This window comes from Maricaulis maris MCS10, assembly GCF_000014745.1.
GTDB lineage: Bacteria > Pseudomonadota > Alphaproteobacteria > Caulobacterales > Maricaulaceae > Maricaulis > Maricaulis maris_A.
The window spans coordinates 251148-270305 of sequence record NC_008347.1 but is presented as its reverse complement, the minus strand read 5'-3'; the positions used below and the strand labels follow the sequence as shown (position 1 = coordinate 270305).

At 61.2% G+C, this 19158-nt stretch carries 13 protein-coding genes and 1 pseudogene; 3 read left to right on the top strand and 11 right to left on the bottom strand.

All coding sequences use genetic code 11. The features are described 5' to 3' along the window. Positions 1 to 184: 184 nt before the first annotated feature. The 9 genes from MMAR10_RS01290 to MMAR10_RS01250 form a co-directional block, all read right to left on the bottom strand. Positions 185 to 2437: a glycoside hydrolase family 3 N-terminal domain-containing protein gene (locus tag MMAR10_RS01290; RefSeq protein WP_011642189.1), complete on the bottom strand. Its 2253-nt coding sequence runs from the start codon at positions 2435 to 2437 to the stop codon at positions 185 to 187. Positions 2438 to 2472: 35 nt separating this feature from the next. Beyond that, positions 2473 to 3933, bottom strand: coding sequence for an MFS transporter (locus tag MMAR10_RS01285; protein ID WP_011642188.1), 1461 nt, complete (start codon positions 3931 to 3933; stop codon positions 2473 to 2475). A 42-nt stretch (positions 3934 to 3975) separates the two neighbouring features. After that, positions 3976 to 4962 (bottom strand): glycoside hydrolase family 16 protein, encoded by a 987-nt coding sequence (locus tag MMAR10_RS01280; protein WP_011642187.1) that lies wholly within the window; start codon positions 4960 to 4962, stop codon positions 3976 to 3978. Between the two features lie 22 nt (positions 4963 to 4984). Next, entirely contained in the window at positions 4985 to 7831 is a 2847-nt protein-coding gene (locus MMAR10_RS01275) for a TonB-dependent receptor (RefSeq protein ID WP_011642186.1), read from the bottom strand. A 141-nt stretch (positions 7832 to 7972) separates the two neighbouring features. Beyond that, positions 7973 to 8992 carry a LacI family DNA-binding transcriptional regulator gene (locus tag MMAR10_RS01270; protein WP_011642185.1) on the bottom strand — a complete coding sequence of 340 codons (1020 nt, stop codon included), beginning with the start codon at positions 8990 to 8992 and terminating at the stop codon, positions 7973 to 7975. Positions 8993 to 9496: 504 nt separating this feature from the next. Continuing rightward, positions 9497 to 9703 (bottom strand): YgaP family membrane protein, encoded by a 207-nt coding sequence (locus tag MMAR10_RS01265; protein ID WP_011642184.1) that lies wholly within the window; start codon positions 9701 to 9703, stop codon positions 9497 to 9499. Further along, positions 9700 to 12972, bottom strand: a complete 3273-nt coding sequence (locus MMAR10_RS01260; protein WP_011642183.1) for an efflux RND transporter permease subunit — start codon at positions 12970 to 12972, stop codon at positions 9700 to 9702. Before MMAR10_RS01260 ends, MMAR10_RS01265 begins: the two co-directional genes overlap by 4 nt. After that, positions 12969 to 13937 (bottom strand): efflux RND transporter periplasmic adaptor subunit, encoded by a 969-nt coding sequence (locus MMAR10_RS01255; protein WP_011642182.1) that lies wholly within the window; start codon positions 13935 to 13937, stop codon positions 12969 to 12971. Before MMAR10_RS01255 ends, MMAR10_RS01260 begins: the two co-directional genes overlap by 4 nt. An 8-nt stretch (positions 13938 to 13945) precedes the next feature. Next, positions 13946 to 14302: a rhodanese-like domain-containing protein gene (locus MMAR10_RS01250; protein WP_011642181.1), complete on the bottom strand. Its 357-nt coding sequence runs from the start codon at positions 14300 to 14302 to the stop codon at positions 13946 to 13948. 85 nt (positions 14303 to 14387) lie between these two features. Here MMAR10_RS01250 and MMAR10_RS01245 point away from each other — a divergent pair, with 85 nt between their 5' ends. Beyond that, on the top strand, positions 14388 to 14720 hold the full coding sequence (locus MMAR10_RS01245; protein WP_011642180.1) for an ArsR/SmtB family transcription factor: 333 nt from the start codon (positions 14388 to 14390) through the stop codon (positions 14718 to 14720). A 42-nt stretch (positions 14721 to 14762) separates the two neighbouring features. After that, entirely contained in the window at positions 14763 to 16043 is a 1281-nt protein-coding gene (locus tag MMAR10_RS01240; protein WP_011642179.1) for an NAD(P)/FAD-dependent oxidoreductase, read from the top strand. Between the two features lie 166 nt (positions 16044 to 16209). Here MMAR10_RS01240 and MMAR10_RS17285 read toward each other — a convergent pair. After that, positions 16210 to 16353, bottom strand: a pseudogene (locus tag MMAR10_RS17285) (IS6 family transposase); the annotation flags it as partial. Positions 16354 to 16614: 261 nt separating this feature from the next. Continuing rightward, positions 16615 to 17439, bottom strand: coding sequence for a 2-keto-4-pentenoate hydratase (locus tag MMAR10_RS01235; protein ID WP_041636680.1), 825 nt, complete (start codon positions 17437 to 17439; stop codon positions 16615 to 16617). Positions 17440 to 17650: 211 nt separating this feature from the next. Here MMAR10_RS01235 and MMAR10_RS01230 point away from each other — a divergent pair, with 211 nt between their 5' ends. Beyond that, on the top strand, positions 17651 to 19147 hold the full coding sequence (locus MMAR10_RS01230) for a hypothetical protein (protein ID WP_011642177.1): 1497 nt from the start codon (positions 17651 to 17653) through the stop codon (positions 19145 to 19147). Positions 19148 to 19158 lie beyond the last annotated feature (11 nt).

The window sequence follows — 19158 nt, the reverse complement described above, 5'->3', positions numbered from 1 at the left end:
GGAGCGGGACGGTCTTGAAAGACTGGACCGCCCTCAACTCAGATCGCGACATGGCGCCATGCAGCCATAGCGACCGAGCCCGGCGCCTTGCCGTCCAGTCAGGTGGGGGTGCGGCGCTCAAGAACGAATTGCTCCGGCGCTACCATCGACAGGGTCGATTGGGGCTCCCGACAGCACCAGACGTTCAGGCCATCGCCGGACTGTCCTGGGTCAGCGTGAATTCGGCTTTGCGGCCAGCGGCGGAGTCACCGCCAATCCAGACGTCAAATTTTCCTGCTTCCGCACCCCGGGTCTGGTCGCGCTTGTAGAACTTCAGATCTTCGACTGTGAGGGAAAAACGGACTTCACGGGTTTCACCGGGTGCGAGGGTCACACGCTGGAATGCCTTCAGTTCGCGCACAGGCCTGGTGACGCTGCCGAAGCGGTCTCGAAGGTAGAGCTGCACGATCTCGTCGCCCTCGACTTCACCCGAGTTTGTGACGTTCACAGCGACGGTCAGCGTTTCGCTCGGCGTGATACGAACCGCACTCAGAGAAAGCTCAGAATAGGCAAATTCGGTGTAGCTGAGGCCGAAACCGAACCGGTAGAGTGGCTCATAGCCGGCATCGAGGTGAAAGGCCGTCATCCCCAGTGAGGTCTGTGCCGCGCCCGAGGCGATGTCGTCAATGAGCACAATCGAGTCCGGCGTTGGCGGTCGACCGGTATTCTTGTGTCCGTAATAGACCGGGATCTGGCCGACCATTTTTGGAAAGCTCACCGGCAATTTTCCTGACGGGCACGCTCGCCCGAACAACAGGTCGGCTATAGCCGCCCCGCCGAGGCTTCCCGGATGCCAAGCGAAGAGAATGGCGTCGAGATCGTCGATGACACTCGTCAAGGTCAGCGGCCTTCCGGCCTGAATCACAGCAATTACAGGCTTGCCGACAGCTTTCAGACGCTTGACCAGGGAGACCTGGGCGCCTGGCAGATCGATATCGGCCCGGCAGTGCGCCTCCCCTGAGAGGATCGCCTCTTCGCCCAGGAACACCACGACCACATCAGCGTTCCGGGCAATCGCCTCCGCCTCGGCGAAGGCTGTCTCATCCAAGCTCCGCGTCGTCGGCATCGCACGGGCATGTGAAACCGACATTCCAGCGTCGGCAGCGAGGCTCTCGATGGCAGCAAGCGGCGTGACACTGCGCTCAGGATCACCGTCAAACACCCAGGTTCCCAATTGTTCGGCCGGTTCATTGGCGAGGGGCCCGATCACTGCGAGATGATCCAGGCACGCCGGGTCCAGAGGGAGGGCCCGGCCCTCGTTTTTCAGAAGAACACAGCTTTGAAGGGCCGCCTCCTTGGCGAGCGAGCGCGAGGTCATACGGGCAGGTTCGTCGGCCAGAACAGGGCGAGAATCGAACAAACCCAGCCGGAACTTCAATCGCAGGACATTGGCGACCATGCGGTCCACGGTTTCCAGCTCGATACGACCGCTCGCAACCAGACCTGCGAGGTGTTGCAGGTAGGCCCCGGCGACCATATCCATATCGACCCCGGCGGATGCCGCCTGGAAAGCCGCCTCGTCACGGGTCTCGGTCAGCCCGTGAACGCATAATTGCTGGATGGCATCCCAGTCACTGACCACCAATCCATCATAGCGCCACTCCTCGCGCAGGACGTCACGCAGGAGAAAGCTGTTAGCTGTTGCCGGCACGCCATCGATATCGCTGAAAGACGTCATCAATGAAGCCACCCCTGCCTCAACCGCGGCCCTGAAGGGCGGGAAGTGAACGTTGCGCAGTTCGTTTTCCGGCAAGTTAGTGGTGTTGTAGTCGCGGCCACTCTCGGACGCGCCATATCCGGCAAAGTGTTTCGCACAAGCTGCCAGACTTGATGGGTCATCAAGCGACGCGCCCTGGAAACCTCGCACCATGGCGGCGCCCAGCACACTGGTCAAAACAGGGTCTTCGCCCAAACACTCTGCAATCCGCCCCCATCTTGGATCACGGCAAACATCGATCATCGGGGCGAACGTCCAGTTGACGCCAACCGTTGAAGCCTCCTCACTGGCCAGGCGCGCGCAGGCTTCAACAAGTTGCGGGTTCCAGCTCGCCGCCTGCCCAATCGGAAGTGGAACAACCGTCTTGAAACCGTGGATCACATCACGGCCGACAAGCAACGGAATACCAAGTCGGCTTTCCTCTCGCGCAATGCGCTGGAGCTCGAGGACAGTATCTCGATCCACCTGATTAATGATCGACCCAACCTGGCCAGCCCGAATGTCATCGCCTAGCAAGTCCAGGACGTTGTCGGCTGACGCTTCCACCTGGTTGAGCTGCCCGATCTTTTCTTCCAGCGACATGCGATCGAGGAGGTCGCGAACCCGGACCTCCACGCGATCCTTGCTGGTCGAAGCGTTGATTTCTTGCACTTTGGCCATCACGGCTTTCTCGTTGTTCATGGCGGAGCGATCCGCCCACTACCCTTTGATCGGATTCACTGAGCGGGCGTCTGGCCCGCGGCGGCGCGGCGAACCTCCAGCTCACGCCGAACGGCCTCTGACTTTTCTCGGGAGACATTGATTGTCGCGACGAGCGCGATCGCCAATACGTACAACAGGATCGGCAGGCCAATATCGTAGACTCGCAACAAGAGAAGCGTCATTTCCGTTTGATCGCCGCCAAGATCGGCATCGAGTCCGGTGCTGGCGAGGAGCCAGGCTCCGCCCATCGAGGCAGCGGTCTGACCGAGCTTGACCACCCACCAGTAAATCGATGCAAACATGCCTTCCCGACGCTGCCCGGTCCGCAGCTCGTCCTGATCGACGATATCCGCCATCATTGAGGGCATGAGCGTAAACAGCGACCCCAGGCCGAAAGCCATGAGTGGGGCGGGCAGCAAAATGAGCCACGGGTGCTCCGGACTGTAGGCAAAAGTCTTGAGGGCATAGCCCAGGATCGCCAGGCCAATTGCTATAATAAAAGTCCGTCTCTGACCAATCTTGGTCGCGAGAAAGGTCACAAAGGCAACGATGAAGAAGTTCGCGAAGGTCGCGACCGTTGCCACCAGCGCGCCCATGCCGGCCGCTGCCTCGGTGTCTCCATTGAACACATAATAGCTCAGCACGAAGTAACCGTACGAAGCGATCAGGATGAACCCGTTGAAGACCAGGAAGGTGACCAGGCAAATTTTCAGGAAGGGAACGAAGCTGAGCGCCTGACCCATGCTGACAAAGAAGCTTCGGATCTCGGTCAGGAAGCCACCCGTGGTCGCGTGACTGGCCTTGCTCTCCTTGATCGCCACCTCAGAAAGGCGTTCCCGCAAGAAGATCGCCGGAATGACGCCCGCGATGATCACTATGATCGCGACCCCGGTTGCGACCCAGCGGGCCCCGGTAATCGGATCGGGGAACCACTCCGATTGCTTGGCAATAAACAACATGTAGGGCGGCAGAAAGAAGGCCAGCTGACCGATGAAGTTCTGCGTACCCATGAGGAGGGTGCGCTGGTCGTAGTCAGGCGTCAGCTCGTATCCCAGGGCCACCCAGGGTGTGGCAAAGATCGTATAGGCCAGGAAGAAGACCAGGGACCCGATCAGATAGTACCAGAAATAGAAGGTCGGGCTCTGTCCATCTGGAAACTGCCACAGAAAGAAAAAGCTGATTCCGACCAGGATCGCACCGACAAAGATGAAGGGGCGCCGTCTTCCCCAACGCGATTTGAAATTGTCGGAAATATACCCGACGATCGGGTCGGTGAGGGCGTCAAAGAAGCGTGGCGCCCCGGTGATGATGCCGAGCATGATCAAGCTGACGCCAAGCTCTTCATAGAGCAGAACGATCATGCCAACGATCGCGCCCGCGAGAAGGTTATTGGCGAACGCGCCAGACCCGTAAGCCAATCTGTGTGCGAAGGATACACGATCCTCCGGTCGAGTCTGGGACTGGATGGCGCTCATGATTGGCTTCCTGTTTCGCTCGTCCGGCTCAGCGCATCAGCGTCAATTGACGCAGGCTTGCGCTGTTTCCAGGTCCTGCGGGCAATCGTAGACCCGCACCCAATCGACGATGAATTGCTGGGGAAAGGCCTCGACCCGCACGCCGCCAACATTGCGCCCCTCGGCCAGATGCCCACCCACTGCGAGATTGAGGATCAAATGGAATCGTTGATCGAAGGGAGCAAAAGGTCGCCCTCGGGCCGCCTCCGACGATGACCGCCAGCGGCGTTGTGTCAGATATCCGTAGGACTCTCCGTCAAGAAACCACTCGATCCGGCCTTCGGACCACTCGACGGCGAAGACATGGAAGTCCTGTTCGCCATTTTCGCTGGGAGGAAGCGTGGTTTCACGGTTCTGGTAGGTATTCTCCGGCCACTCACCCCCGTAGTGAAGCGTCCCGAACACCCGGTTTTCAACGTCGCCCCGACATTCCCTGCATGGCTCACCGAGATTTACAGCCTCAAGGATGTCGATCTCGCCTGACGCCGCCCAGCCGCCATAGACCTCATCGGTCGGCAACATCCAGATCGCTGGCCAGCTTCCCTGCCCCTCGGGCAATTGCGCGCGGACTTCGATCCGTCCGTAGCGCCAATCGCCCTTGTCGCGTGTATTCAATCGCGCCGAGGTGAATGGTTGTGCTGTTGTCGCCTGCCGCTCCTCCGCGGAGGCACCGGCACGAAGATGTGCCGGCAAAGCCGGGCCCCTCGCTTCGCCCAGACGGGCCTCGATGACAAGCTTGCCATCCTCAATCCGGGCGTTCTCTTCAAAGGCGGTATAGCATTGACGTTCGGCATTGCCGCCGCCCCAGCAATCCTGCTCCAGATTCCAGCGCTCGGGATCGATTGAATCGCCATCGAACTCGTCCGCCCAGACCAAGCGCCAGGGACTGTCCGCCGGGCCCGGTGCCTCCTGAGCTGAAACGACCGGTGAAGAAAGGGCGAGGAGGCCCAGGGCGACCAAGCCCCGGGCCAGACCATTGGTCATCGTCATGGCTGTACCTCCTGGCTATCGCCTACCGGCGCCAGCGGAAACGCAGACCATAAGTGCGCGGGCGCGAGAAGAAACGAGTGTTGTCAAACTGGGTGATGACAATCGCCTGCTCCCTTTGCTCGTCCGTGGCATTCTGGACATAGGCTTCGATCCGGAGGTTTTCATTGCCGCCCGGATTGTAGCCGGCACCGGCGTCGACGGTCAGATATCCATCCACGAGATCATTGAGGCGAAGTGGGTCGTCATTCGCAAAATCAAACTCGGGATAAACCTCGCCGTTGAACAGATCCTGATGCTGCTCGGTGCGATAGCCCAATGAGATGATCCAGTCCGCGTCCCCGTGATCGAAGCTCAGGGCCTGACTGATCGAGGTCTGAATACTCCATTCCGGCGTCCGGCGCAGGCGGAAGCCGTCGATCGACTGCGGAATGGCCTGCAAGGGCGCCACATCGGCCTGGAATCGGGAGTCCGCAATCAGCTCCGAGTTCTGGATTCGGGCCACCGGCATCCAGAGCAATGTACCCTTCCATTGCAGGTTATAGGGCAGGTCATAGCCTGCCTCGAACTGGGCACCGTAGATTTCGGCGTCGGAAGCGTTGAAATTGAAATTGACCACGAGGCCCAATGCCGAGCCGGGGGCCGCCGTCGTGTCCAGCGGCACATCAGACGTGTCCAGGATCTGGCCGACAGAAAGCAGGACATTCTGGATCAGGTCAGAGTAGTCATAGTAGAACGCGGAGGCGTTGAAATAGCCGCGCCCATCCGGTGTGTCGAACTCGTTTTTCGAGCCGACCTCATAAACGACGACACTCTCCTCATTGAAGGTCGGAGCGAGTTCAGACGTATCAAACGGCGCCGTTCCGCCGCCGGCCGGATTGATCGTGACGCCGGTTACAGATGGCAGGTTGTCATTGAAGCCGCCGCCATTGTGGCCGGTGCTGACCGAGGCATACAACAGGTTGGTCTCGGTCAGGTCCCACTCACCACGCAGACGCCAATCGACAAAGTCGAACGACGCAAATCCGTTCTGCGGTGCGATCTGGCCAAGGAAAGGAAGCGCGAACGTAAAGATACCGGTTGCGGCGTCATCCCATGGGATGCCGTCCGTCGGCGACGGACAGGTAAAGAAGTCACCGGCGATCGTATCGACACAGACAGGATAGGACGCGATCTGAGTCGGGTTGGCGAGGTCGACGCCGACAAGCGGGCCATTGGCGAAGATGTCATCGACATTGTCGCGGGCACCGAATGTGCGAATGCCGTCCATGTAGAAAGCCAGCGTTTCCGCCTCGGTGACGGTGCCGTCACCATCAATGTCCGGATTCATGATTGTCCGGTCGAAGACGTTGAATTCAAAGCCTTCGGTGCCCACCCGGACACCACCGCAACAGCTATAGCCGGCGCCACCTATGGCGAACCCGTACCGCGCATTGACCCCGGTTCTCGTCTTCTCTTCTTCAGAGTAGCGGACCCCCGCGGTCACCCGGAACGTATCGGTGATCGGGTAGGTTCCGTCCGCATAGACGGCAAACGCTTCGGTTTCGGTCCGCTGGTTGAATTCCAGACCCGAGAAGAAAAGCCCCCGATCGCCAGTTGTTCCCAGGAAGGTCCGCTGGTCTTCCGAGAACGCGAAAACGCCGGCATTCCAGACCGCGCCATTGTCCAGTTCATCGAAGAACCGGATTTCGTGGACCTGGGACACGGAGTCCGTAACCGACTGGAACAACGAGAAATTATCGAAGGCTTCGTCGAGATTGCCGTCGGCCGGGTTGCGGAGGTTGTCGATGACGCCTGGGTAGAAGGGCGAGAGGGGTGTCGCAGCCTTGTAGTCATAAACAAGGTCCCGATGACCGCCGATATATTCGACATTGAACCAGTCTGTTTCGTACTCAAGGTGGGCCCTCAGGCCCCAGTGAACCGTGTCGAGCTCCGGCGACATTGCGCGACCGATAACCGAACGCGGGTCGCTGATTTCGGACGGGGTGAGCCCATTGCCCAACGGGTTGGCGTAATTTGTTCCGGTGTATCCCGTTCCGCCTTCGGACAGATAGTCAGCAGTAAATGTCATGGTCAAACGCGAGGTCGGCTCGACCAGGAAGCTGGCGCGGGCGCCCCAATTGTCAGCGGCTTCCGCTACTTCAACGCCCTCTGAAGACGCGGTCGGGACACTGACGCCCAGGTCGGAACTCGTCGGAGAGGCATTTTCGTAATAGGAGTCATGCGACATCGCGTAACCGGCAAGGCGGAACGCGGCGTTCTGGCTCACCGGTACGTTGATCACCCCCTCGAAGGAGCGCTCGCCATAATTGCCGATGCTCGCCTCGGCAGCCAGGTCAAACACACCCAGGCCCGGCCCCCATGGAATGACGTTGACCGAACCGGCTGTCGCGTTTCGCCCGCGAAGGGTTCCTTGCGGACCGACATTGACCTCGACACGCTGGATGTCAAAGAAGGCCGAACCAAACCCGCTTGGACGCGGAATGTAGATGCCGTCCATATGGGTTGCGGCAGCGGGTTCACCCAGCTCGGTGTTGTTGGTCGAGCCGACACCGCGGATGAAGACTTCGATATTGCCCTGGTTGTTACCGATCTGAAGGCCGGGATAACGTCCGTTGAGGTCAGCAATACTCTGCACCCCCAGCAATTTCATCTCGTCGCCATCGAACGCGGTTGCTGTGCCGGCAAGGTCCTGAAGGCTCTGCTCTCGGCGCTCCACCGTAATAACGATGACGTCCTCAGCTTCGTCTCCGTCGTCACTGACCTGAGCGAAGCTTGACGCCCCCATGGCGCCGGAAAGGCTGACCAAGCTGGCAATCGCGACGCGCGATGTCGAGCCAAGAAACGCCTTCTTGAATCCAAGATTGAACATGAATATCTCCCCTAAAAGCGCCCCGTTATCGGTTTTATGGCGACGAATTGAGGTCAGACTTCGCTAAATGTCCAACCTTGTCAATCAAAATGTCCAACCTTGTCATTTCGCGGCATAACCGGCTCCGATTGCTTTTCAGTGCTAGTCCGCCAGTGCGGCTGTCGACTGCCTGACTTTCAGGGCGTGATCGATCGTGACCTTTTCGGCAGCCTGGCCGGCATCTCCGGGCGGCCCGACCTCGGTCAGCAAGCGCACCGATTCACGGGCCATTTGTGCATAGGGCTGCGCGACTGTTGTCAGGGGAGGCCACATGGTGGTCGCGATCGCAACATCGTCAAAGCCCACAACGGAGAGATCATCCGGAACCCGCAAGCCCAGGCTGTTTGCCGCAAAACAAACCGCCGCGGCCATCTCGTCATTCGCCGCGAAAATGGCGGTAGGCCGGTCCGGCCCCGTCAGGATTTGGCGCGCGCACTCGAGAGCGGGCTTGAAGCGGAACAGACCTGGCCGGATCCAATCCGGACGCAACGCCCCGTCTCCAACCGCCCGCATCGCGTCCTCAAACCCCTCGCGCCGCAATCGCGTGGCAGCATGGTCAGACGGTCCGGTTATGTGAGCTATGCGGCGGTGACCTAATCCCAGCAAATGCTCGGTGATCTCGCGCGCGGCGCGGCGATCGTCCATGCAAACAGCGTGTGCGACAGCAACCGCCCGGGATGGTGACACCAGCACGAACGAGGCACCCTGCTCGATCAACCGGTCATGGAGGGCCGTTGATCCGCAAAGGGGCGGCACAAGAATCATTTTTTCGATCGAGGTGCGGTTCAAAAACTGGGTCAGTTGCTCATCCCAGTTGTCCTCCTCCTCCCGAAAGAGGCCCGCAGTCAGAAAGTATCCTGCGTCATTGCACGCCTGAAGGGCGGCATGATGAAGCCGGGACTGGAAACCGCTGCTCGGATCCCCGAACAGCATGCCAATCGCATTGGACTTGCCTTTGCGCAGTTCACGAGCAGCCGAGCTCGGTCGGTAGTCCAGCTCGCTCATCGCGGCCCGGACCTTTTCGATTGTGGTCGCCCGAACAGAGGTACTGCCATTGAGGACGCGGGATACGGTCTTGATCGAGACCCCGGCCAGATCAGCCACATCGAAGATTGTTGCCATATCAAAGCTTCACTGATTGCGCGGACGCTCATCCGCCTCAAGATGAGTTTCTCGGTCCAACAATCGTTCAGTGCTGCCCAAGGCGCAATGAGAACGTGCTGTCCGACCGGATGCGCCGGCTCGTCACGTGCCAGGGAAAGGGGTTTCGCCATTCAGTCCTGACGGACGCCTCGCCCAGGAGCCATTGCTGGGCAATCCCGTACCCGCCTCCCAAGCTCGCCTCAGTCTCCGCAAAGGTTACATCACGCCCAAATCGCCAAGACGCCCGGTCTCGATGCAGGAAAACTCCGTGAAGGCGCGTAATCACCACGGGAATTGCGCGACGCCGGTTTATGTAACCATTTCAGGAAGACATTTGGCGGTGGACCAAATTTGGTGCGATCGGGTCTCGGGTGCACTCTTGGAGCATTGTCGCTGGGCGGCGGTTTGAGCCACACCGTCCAAGCGCCGGGATCAGATGCACTTGCTACTGCCGGGAGTTTTCCGCTGGCGCGGGCAATTGTGTCAACGATACTCGCCTGTGCCCTCCTTCAAACCCAGCGCCCGCAACACCATCGCCGCCGGGCAGAACCCGGTGAAGCTGGTCTGGATCAGATTGAGACCGACAAACCCGGTGAGCAGGAGCCACCAGGGGCTTACCTGCCAGGCAAGAATGGCGGACAGGATCACCATGGATCCGGCGAACAGCATGACGGCGCGTCCGAGTGTCATGACGCATCTCCTTCTAGGCTAACGGACTCGGTTTCAGGAAGATGGGCGGCATCGCCGTCCTTGAAGATCACGTAGATCGCCGGAATGACGAGCACGGTGAGCAAGGTGGAGGAGGCCAGCCCGAACAGGAGCGAAATGGCCAGCCCCTGGAAGATCGGATCACCGAGGATGACCGAGGCCCCGATCATGGCGGCGATAGCGGTGAGCAGGATCGGCTTGAAACGGATCGCGCCGGCCCGCAGCAGGGTTTCGCGCAAGGGCTCGCCAACCTCCGCACCATGGCGGATGAAGTCCACCAGCAGGATGGAGTTGCGCACAATGATCCCCGCCAAGGCGATAAATCCGATCATCGAGGTCGCGGTGAAGGCGGCGTCGAACAGCCAATGGCCGAGGATGATGCCGATGAAGGTGAGCGGGATCGGCGTGAGGATGATCAGGGGCACCCGGAAGGAGCCGAACTGCGCCACGACGAGAACATAGATGGCGAGAATGGCGACACCAAAGGCAGCCCCCATATCGCGGAAGGTCACATAGGTGATCTCCCACTCGCCGTCCCAAAGGAGGGTCGCCGTGTCATCACTGTCCGGCTGGCCATACATCCGGATTTCCGGCTGCGGCACCGCCTCGCTCCAATTGCGTTCAGCAAGCGCGTCCTCGACTGCGAACATGCCATAGATCGGCGCCTCGAAATCGCCGGCCAGCTCGGCCATCACCATTTCGGCATAGCGGCCGTCACGACGGAAGATCGGGTGTGAGCCCATCTCCTCGCTGACCGAGACGACATCGCCCAGTTCGACCACACCGCGATCGCCCGGCAGGACATTGGCCGGCACCGGTGTCGAGGCCAGGCGTTCTGACCAGCTCAGCGCCTCGCGCGGCAGACCAACGCGAATCTCGATCGGGTCGCGACCCTCGCCGCGATGCGAATAGCCGACCGGCACGCCCTCGGTCAGGGCCAGGATGGTGTCATAGACATCGCTCTGGAGGACCCGGAAATACTCGAGGCTGTCCTGATCGATCTGCAGCCGCAGACGGGGCCGGGGTTGACCGAAGCTGTCGTCAATATCGGTGACATAGGGCACGGACTGGAAGGCCGCCCGAACCTCTTGCGCGACAGCGCGGCGGGTCTCGGCGTCCGGGCCGTAAATCTCTGCCAGCAAGGTGGCGATGACCGGCGGACCCGGCGGGATCTCGGCGATCCGGATGGTGGCACCATCCGGCAGCTCCAGCCCGGCCAGCAATTCCCGCGCTTCCAGCGCGATCTCGTGCGAAGACCGGTCGCGATGATGCTTGGCTTCCAGATTGACCTGGAGATCGCCCAGCTCGGGTCGCTCACGCAGATAGTAGTGGCGCACCAGCCCGTTGAAATTGAACGGGGCCGACGTACCGGAATAGAGCTGGATCGAATGCGCCTCCGGCAGCGCGGCGAGGCGCTGGGCGGCGGCCATCAGGACACGTTCCGTGCGCTCCAGAGTGGCGCCTTCAGGCAGGTCCACAATGACCTGGAATTCCGACTTGTTGTCGAACGGCAGCAATTTCACCGTGACCGTGCGGGTCGCGAACAGGGTCATGGACGCCACAGTCAGGACACCGACCACCAGAAGCAGGACCCAGGCCGAGCGGCGGCTGGCAACAATCGGCGTCGCGACACGGCGGTAGAGCCGGCCGAGCAAGCCCTCGCTCTCGCCATGATGCCCGCCCTCCGCCGGCTTGGCGTCTCCGCCGGACTTGGCCCGACCGGCGACCAGCATCATCAGCCAGGGCGTCAGGATCATCGCCACGAAGAAGGAGAATATCATCGCCGCCGAGGCATTGACCGGGATCGGCGCCATATAGGGGCCCATCAGCCCTGACACGAACAGCATGGGCAGAAGGGCGGCGACCACGGTCAGGGTGGCGACGATGGTCGGATTGCCCACCTCAGCCACTGCCTCGACCGCCGCACGCAGGCGCGGTCGCCCGTCGCGCATGGCCCAGTGTCGGGCAATATTCTCGATCACCACAATGGCGTCATCGACCAGGATACCGATCGAGAAGATCAGCGCGAACAGCGAGACCCTGTTGATTGTGTAGCCCATCAGATTGGAGGCAAACAGGGTCAGAAGGATGGTCGTCGGAATAACGATGAAGACCACAATACCCTCGCGCCAGCCGATCACGAAGGTGACGAGAAGCACGATGGAAACCGTCGCCAGACCGAGATGGAAGAGCAGCTCATTGGCCTTCTCGTTCGCGGTCTCGCCGTAATTGCGTGTCACCTCGACCTGGATGTCGTCCGGCAGCAGCGTGCCGCGCAGCAAGTCCAGTCGTTCGAGAATGCGCTCGGAGACCACGACCGCATTGGCCCCCTCGCGCTTGGCGATGGCCAGGGTGACGGCCGGCAGGGCGGTCCAGTCACTGTCATGATCGGTCCGGGTCAGCGTGAAGGCGCGGGCATTGGCCGGCTCAGCGCCGGTGATGACATCCGCGACATCGCGCACGTAGACCGGCCGGCCATCGCGCGAGGTCAGCAGGAGAAGCCCTATATCGCGCTGGCCCTGCAGGGTCTGGCCGGCAGCCACAGACACCGTGCGGTCGAGCGCGGTCATCTGTCCGGCCGGGAAGGACTGGTTCGCCTCGGCAACCCGCCCGGCCAATTGTTGCAGCGTCACGCCATATTGCGACAGGCGCTCGGGATCGGGCTCGATCCGGATCTGGTCGGCACGGCCGCCAACCAGATAGGTCAGGCCGACCTCCTCGACACTTGTCAGGGCGGCGCGCAATTCCTCACCCAGCGTGTGCAAAGCGCGGTCATCCCAGCGCTCGGCCCGATCGGGTCGCGGCGACAGGGTCAGCGCGACAATGGCGACATCATTGATGCCGCGCGCCACGATGAGCGGCTCGGGAATACCGTGCGGGATGCGGTCCATATTGGCGCGGATGCGCTCATGGACACGCAGGATGGCGGCGTCGCGGTCTGTTCCGACATCAAAGCGGGCGGTGACCAGAACGCTGTCATCTTCGGTCTGGGAATAGACATGCTCGACCGCATCGATGGAGCGGATGACGGCTTCCAGCGGCTCGGTCACCAGCTCGACCGCATCAGCAGCGCGCAAGCCGTCGGCGCGCACCATGATATCGACCATGGGCACGGAAATCTGCGGCTCCTCCTCACGCGGGATCACCATCAGCGCGATCAAGCCGACAGCCAGCGAAGCCAGCAGGAGCAAGGGGGTCAGGGGCGACCGGATGAAGGCCTGGGTGAGATGGCCCGAAATACCGAGTTTCATGGCTGCACCAAGAGGTCGCCGACCGACAGGCCGCTGAGGATTTCAATGCCGCCCGGATGCGTTTCACCGCGCAGGACCGCGACATCGCGTTCGCCCTCCGGGGTATCGAGACGGACATAGTCGGTGCCGTAACGGGTAACGATCAGACCAGCCGGGACCAGCAGCGCGTCGCGCTCATCGACCGACACATAGACCCGGACCCGCTCACCGACGAAGAAGCTTCCGAGCCCCTCCACCACTGCGTCGGCGACGACCCGTCCCTCGGCAATCCGCGGGTAGACCTGGCGGATCTGGCCGCTTTGCGCCACGGCATCCCCGAGGGCGGCCGCATCGACTTCGACCGTATCACCAACCTCGATGGACCGGGCATGACGCTCCGGCAGTCGCAGGCGCAGGAGATAGAGCTCCGAGGCGATCACGGCGAGCGGCTCGCCGGGAAGCACCACACTGCCAGCGGTGACGTCAACCGACAGGACCCGGCCACTCGATGGCGCCAGCACATCACCTTCGCGGGCCTGCTGGACCAGCACATCGCGCCCGCGGCGAGCGGCATCAAGCTGGTTGGCCAACACATTGACCTGGGTTTCGGCCTCGTCCAGCCGCGCTTGCGGGAAAATGCCCCGGGCGAACAGGTCTTCAGCCCGCTCCAGATCGATCCGTGCTTGCGCGAGCTGGGAATTGAGCGCCGCCGCGGCGGCATTGGCAGAGCCGATCTGCGGCGCCAGTTGATCATTGATGACGACGGCGAGCACGTCGCCAGCCTCAACCGCATCGCCCTCATCGACCCGCAATTCGCCGATCGTGCCGCCAATCCGGGCCCGCGCCCGCACCGTGTCGACACTTTCGACCGTTGCGAATACCGCCTTGCGGTCCGCCACTCGGCTCAGGGTCACTTCATGAGGGACAGTGTCCTGGGCCGACGCCGGGGCGGCCAGAAGGAGAGACAGGATCAGGGCGCGCAACATGGGAGACCTCAAACAGCCTGGGGATCGATGACCTGGCCGGTAGCCGGGTCGATGCGAACGGTGGGCAGGCCAGCCGATTTCCAGGCCATCAGACCACCGCGGACATGGGCGGTGATATTCACACCGGCCGCCTGGCACCGCTTCAGCGCATCCATCGACCGCTTGCCGGAGCCGCAGTGCAGCACCACGTCGCGACTGACGTCAACGGGAAGCCGTTGCGGATCGAAGGTGGACAATGGGTGCAGGCTGGCCCCGTGCAAACGCTCGGTGGCGAACTCGCCCGGCTCGCGCACATCAATGACAACAGCCTTGTCGTCCGCAATGGCGGCGGACACGTCCTGCGGTTCCAGTTCTCGTAGTGTCATCACTCTCTCCCGTCGGGTTGTGAAGCATGATTGACATCTAATTTAGTTATATCTACTTTAGTGTCAACTAATGAAATGAGTGACCATGCCCGATACGAATTCTTCCCCGCTGCACGAGCTGCAGCAGCAGGCTGGCGAAGCCGCATCCCTCCTGAAATTGCTGGCGAATGAGCGGCGACTGCTCATCCTCTGTCATCTCGTTGGCGGCGAAGCGACTGTGAGCGAGCTTCGGGAGGTCGCCGGGTTATCGCAATCAGCCGCGTCCCAGCACCTCGCCAAGATGCGCGCGGACGGTCTGGTGGAAGGCCGCAAGACCGGTCTTCAGGTCCACTACTCCATCGCCGATCCGCGCCTTGTCGGCATTCTGTCCCATCTCAAGGCCCAATTCTGCACCGCGGCCGAGGCTTTCGACCGCTAACTCACTCCGCATCCCGAAACAGGCGGAGATCAGGGAGGTATCATGGCTCATATCGTTGTACTCGGCGCCGGCCTGGGCGGCGTGCCCATGGCTCTGGAAGCCCGCCGCGAACTCGGTCGCGATCACAAGATCACCGTTGTGTCGGACAAGGACACATTCCACTTCACACCGTCCAACCCCTGGGTCGCGGTCAACTGGCGCAAGGCCGAGCAGATCAAGGTCGATCTGGCCCCCATGTTCGCCAAAAAGGGCATCGAATTCGTCCACGCCGCCGCGACCGAGGTCCGGCCGGAGGCCAATCAGATCGCGCTCGAGAATGGTGAAACGCTCACCTATGACTATCTGGTGATCGCCACCGGCCCCGAGCTCGCCTTTGACGAAATCGAGGGTTTGGGACCGCATGGCGGCTTCACCCAGTCCGTCTGCCATGTCGACCATGCCGATGACGCCAGCGGCGTCTGGGACAACTTCGTCGAGAACCCGGCCCCGATCGTGGTCGGCGCTGTCCAGGGCGCCTCATGTTTTGGCCCGGCCTATGAATTCGCGATGATCCTGGAAACCGACCTTCGCAAGCGCAAGATCCGCGACCAGGTGCCGATGACCTTCGTTACCTCGGAACCCTATATCGGCCATCTCGGCCTTGACGGGGTTGGCGACACCAAGGGGTTGCTGGAAAGCGAGCTCCGCAACCGGCACATCAAATGGATCACATCGGCCCGCGTCACCAAGGTCGAGGACGGGGTGATGCATGTCGAGGAAGTCAATGAAGACGGCACGGTCAAGAAGACCCATGAATTGCCCTTCGGCTATTCCATGATGCTGCCGGCCTTCCGCGGCATTCCGGCTGTCCGGGGCGTTGAAGGCCTGGTCAATCCGCGCGGCTTCGTGCTGATCGACGAACACCAGCGCAATCCCGCCCATGCCAATATCTTTTCGGTCGGTGTCTGCGTCGCCATTCCGCCGATGGACACGTATGCGGTCCCTGTCGGCGTGCCCAAGACCGGCTTCATGATCGAGTCGATGGTGATGGCCGCCGCGCGCAATATCCGCGACGAGCTGGACGGCAAGGAAGCGCGCCATGTGGCGACCTGGAATGCGGTCTGCCTGGCCGATTTCGGCGATGGGGGGGTCGCCTTTGTCGCCATGCCGCAAATTCCGCCGCGCAATGTCAATTGGTCTGCGGAGGGCGGTTGGGTCCATCTCGGCAAGATCGCCTTCGAGAAGTACTTCCTCGGCAAGATCCGCTCGGGCCAGGCCGAACCCTTCTATGAGCGTGCCCTGTTTGAGATGATGGGCGTGCACAAGCTCAAACCCGACACCTGACCTGCCGCGACTGACGCGGACAGCCGACACAGCAACGGCGAGCCGGTTACCAGGCTCGCCGTTTTTTTGTTAGGTCTGTGCCAAGCGGACCTGTTCGGCACAGTCAATCTCGTCGCAATTTACCGCGTCGGCCGTGAATTCCAGCCACAGCGCGTCAGGAGGCCAAAACCGTCTCGTGAGTGGTGTCGATACCCCGCTCATGGAGCAGATCTTCAACATTTCGCAATGAAGGCGGGCACCGGACATACATCATCACCGCAAGGCGGATGATCTCGGGCGACGTTCTGAAATATCGGAACGGATTACGCATCGGAGAACGCTACGAAATCACGATGACGCGCTCAGGCCGCGTTTTATCTGACACTGCCAGTGGGCTATATCGCGCCCGGATCGCCCAATCCTCCCGGTCTCCATGCAGGGAAAATTCCGCGAAGGCACGGAACCACCGCGGGAATTGCGCGGTGCCATTTCATTTAAATATTTCAAGAAGATATGTGGCGGCTCCAAAAGACAGATGCGGAGCGGACTCGTTTGTCCGACGGCCAGGCCAGTGGTGTGCGCACCATCCGGTTCAACCCGCGCTAAGCCTGGCTCGGCCCCAGCCGGGTTCGAGTGCGGTCAGTGTCAGGTCGATCTCGCCCCAAGGGCCAAAATCGACGCGGCTGTTGTCGGCGGCATGGGCTTCGTGAACCCCGGTGACCGCCCCGGTTGAAATATGACTACCCGCTTCCAGAGCTATGCCGCGCGTCTGCATCAATCGTAGTGTGAATTCCAGCGCTCCAATCGGGCCACCCGGCAGAGATGCGGCCGTAGTCGCTCCGACCCGGGTCCCGTTGATGGTTACTGACGCGGGCATGTCCGACCAGGAGCGTGACTGCCAGTCAGTGACCTCCGGCCCAACGATCAGACCGAAATTATTGCCGAAATCGGTCACAACGCAGATTGGACCGAGTTCATTGATACCCGGAAAGGGGCTCGACGCGATCTCAACACCCACGTGCAGCTTTCCGGCAACACGGCGTGCCAGTTCGGGCGTAATTTCCGTACCCACAGGCACCGCCTCAGCGAGTACGAAAATGAACTCGGCCTCGATCGCGGCAAAGCCATCGGCGAAAACCGGCATCGTATGGACCTCACCATCAACATGCCCGCGGATCAGATCTGAAAAGATCGGACCTACCAGTCGTTCGGCTCCGACCGAGCCGCGAAACGCCGGCGGGACCAGGCCGATTTTCCAGCCTCCAACAACATCCGGCCAACGGGCGATCGACACGTCCTGGACGGCATAGCCTTCCGCGAGCGTCGCCGGAAGTTTGCCTGGATAGGCACTCAATCCGAGCGCGGCTTGGCGCGCGTCGACAAAGGCCGCGGAAATGTTTTTCTGGTTTGGCGTCAAGTCGATTTTCCCTGATTTTTCTCGCCTTGTCGGCCGGCGAGTTACTCTGACGAAGGGGCTTGCGCCACTCTCGATATTGGTTACGGTTCCCAACAAGGAAACCGGTGTCATTTTTCACGGTATTCCCTCAAGATCAAGCCGCAAGCAACAATCTGCGGCACGAAATGACGGCGCTCTCGGATAAATCCGGACTGCCGGGGAGGAGACAGACATGATCAGAAGCGCTTTGCTCGTTGGCGTTTGCGCCATGGCCACTGGTTGCGGTCACATTGGCGACCTGACGTCAAATTTTTCTGCTTCGGCGGCGCCTGAAACGGCCGTTTCCGACCAGATCGCCTTTCCCGGTGCGGACGGGTTTGGCCGTTTCAGCCGCGGCGGTCGTGGCGGCGATGTCTACACGGTGACCCATCTGGGCGACGCCGGTCCGGGCTCGTTGCGCGAAGGCGTCGAGGCCGACGGCCCACGAACGATTGTCTTCGCCGTCTCCGGGACGATCCAGCTGGAAAGCCCGCTGCGGATCCTGAACGACCACATCACCATTGCCGGCCAATCGGCTCCCGGTGCCGGCATCGCCCTGCGCGACTATCCGCTCCAGGTCCACGCCAACCACGTCATCATCCGCTACATCCGCTCCCGCATTGGCGGCGAGAGCCATGTCGAAGATGATGCCATCTCGATTGTTGGCGGGTCGGACATCATTCTCGACCATGTCTCGACCAGCTGGGCGATTGACGAGACCCTGTCCTCATCGCAGAGCTATCGCGGAACGCCGGGCCAGAAACACCTGACCAATCTGACCGTGCAGTGGTCAATCATGGCCGAAGGCCTCTACCAGGCCGGCCACGAGAAGGGCGACCGCGCCTATGGCAGCCTGATCCGCGGAAACAATGGCGCCCGCTATTCCTGGCATCACAATCTTTGGGCCAACCATAATTCGCGCATGCCGCGCATCGGCAATTATGCGACGCCATTCGCGGATCCGGACGGCCTCTTCCTCGATTTCCGCAACAATGTTTTCTACAATTGGGGCCATGGTGCCGAGACCGATTTCTGGGACTGGGTGCCGGCGAGTGCCGATTTTGACCCGTCGACCCAGATGGGCCTCAACCAGGATCCGCTCTATGGCCGCGAGAACACGGATTACCACCATGCTGCCGGAACCGATCTCGATCCGGCCTCAGTCGCCCGCTACAACTTCATCAACAATGCCTATGTCCAGGGACCGCAGACGCTGGGACCGGTCATTTTCTACATGCGCAACACCACAGGGCGCGCCCATTTCTCGGGCAATACGATGGACCACGAACTGCGTGACCAGCGTCCGATGTTGCGCTCTGCGGCCCATGATCTGAGCTGGGTTGACGAGCCTTATGAGGCTGACTTTATCCGCACTGACAGCGCCGACGAGGCCTATGCAGCCGTGCTGGAGGACGTTGGGGCGTCGCTCTGGCGGGATTCCGCCGACCAACGCATCATCGATGACGTGATCAACGGGACCGGGCAGATCATTTCATCCGAAGCAGAGGTCGGCGGCTGGCCCGACCTGCCCTCCGAGGCACCGCGCACCGATAGCGATGGGGATGGCATGCCGGACGCGTGGGAAAACGCGCGGGGCCTCGACCCTCACGATCGGGAAGACGGCTCGCGCGACAATGATGGCAACGGCTATACTGAACTTGAGGACTGGCTGAACGGACTCGTCGAGTAGCCGCAACGGAC

Coding starts and splice junctions, on each gene's coding strand:
- MMAR10_RS01290 (WP_011642189.1), bottom strand. CDS start 2,437: ATGAACAACGAGAAAGCCGTGATGGCCAAAGTGCAAGAAATCAACGCT.
- MMAR10_RS01285 (WP_011642188.1), bottom strand. CDS start 3,933: ATGAGCGCCATCCAGTCCCAGACTCGACCGGAGGATCGTGTATCCTTC.
- MMAR10_RS01280 (WP_011642187.1), bottom strand. CDS start 4,962: ATGACGATGACCAATGGTCTGGCCCGGGGCTTGGTCGCCCTGGGCCTC.
- MMAR10_RS01275 (WP_011642186.1), bottom strand. CDS start 7,831: ATGTTCAATCTTGGATTCAAGAAGGCGTTTCTTGGCTCGACATCGCGC.
- MMAR10_RS01270 (WP_011642185.1), bottom strand. CDS start 8,992: ATGGCAACAATCTTCGATGTGGCTGATCTGGCCGGGGTCTCGATCAAG.
- MMAR10_RS01265 (WP_011642184.1), bottom strand. CDS start 9,703: ATGACACTCGGACGCGCCGTCATGCTGTTCGCCGGATCCATGGTGATC.
- MMAR10_RS01260 (WP_011642183.1), bottom strand. CDS start 12,972: ATGAAACTCGGTATTTCGGGCCATCTCACCCAGGCCTTCATCCGGTCG.
- MMAR10_RS01255 (WP_011642182.1), bottom strand. CDS start 13,937: ATGTTGCGCGCCCTGATCCTGTCTCTCCTTCTGGCCGCCCCGGCGTCG.
- MMAR10_RS01250 (WP_011642181.1), bottom strand. CDS start 14,302: ATGACACTACGAGAACTGGAACCGCAGGACGTGTCCGCCGCCATTGCG.
- MMAR10_RS01245 (WP_011642180.1), top strand. CDS start 14,388: ATGCCCGATACGAATTCTTCCCCGCTGCACGAGCTGCAGCAGCAGGCT.
- MMAR10_RS01240 (WP_011642179.1), top strand. CDS start 14,763: ATGGCTCATATCGTTGTACTCGGCGCCGGCCTGGGCGGCGTGCCCATG.
- MMAR10_RS01230 (WP_011642177.1), top strand. CDS start 17,651: ATGATCAGAAGCGCTTTGCTCGTTGGCGTTTGCGCCATGGCCACTGGT.